2 tRNA genes and 1 rRNA gene are annotated in these 565 nt (G+C 34.5%); all 3 read right to left on the bottom strand.

Going from position 1 to position 565, the window contains the following annotated elements:
• Positions 1-190 precede the first annotated feature (190 nt).
• Positions 191-266: transfer RNA gene (locus ACH5BH_RS14450), tRNA-Ala, on the bottom strand.
• A 43-nt stretch (positions 267-309) separates the two neighbouring features.
• Positions 310-386: transfer RNA gene (locus ACH5BH_RS14445), tRNA-Ile, on the bottom strand.
• 120 nt (positions 387-506) lie between these two features.
• Positions 507-565: ribosomal RNA gene (locus tag ACH5BH_RS14440) — 16S ribosomal RNA — on the bottom strand; the annotation flags it as partial.

Raw genomic sequence — 565 nt, 5'->3', positions numbered from 1 at the left:
AAAGTTGTGTTTTTAAAATTGTTTCGTTTTTTAGTTTATATTTAAACTCTCATTTAAATATTCGCTAGAAAAATTTTAAGACTTTAACATTATGTTTTTAAATATCATATCCTTTATTTCTAAAGAACACTTTGGTTATTAAAACCAAATATAAATTCAAATATTTTTGAACTTATATTTAGTTTTTAAATGGTGGAGAATAGCGGGATCGAACCGCTGACCTCCTGCGTGCAAGGCAGGCGCTCTCCCAGCTGAGCTAATTCCCCATTTTTAACCAATCTTTATAAAAGTTAATTTAATAGATATAAATGGTGGGCCTACCAGGACTTGAACCTGGGACCTCACGATTATCAGTCGAGCGCTCTAGCCAGCTGAGCTATAGGCCCATTATTACCTATCTTTTAAAGTAATCTTTATAAACCGAATATAGAAAAGGTTGATATACCCTTTTTTTGCTATCTTTGATAGCTTTGGAGAAGTTAATCGAATAACTTCTCTCTTCTCTGAAAGGAGGTGATCCAACCGCAGGTTCTCCTACGGTTACCTTGTTACGACTTCACCCCAG

This window comes from Arcobacter rhizosphaerae (assembly GCF_049472155.1).
In the GTDB taxonomy this organism is placed as follows: Bacteria; Campylobacterota; Campylobacteria; order Campylobacterales; family Arcobacteraceae; genus Arcobacter_B.
This window is presented reverse-complemented; position numbering and strand designations above follow the sequence as displayed.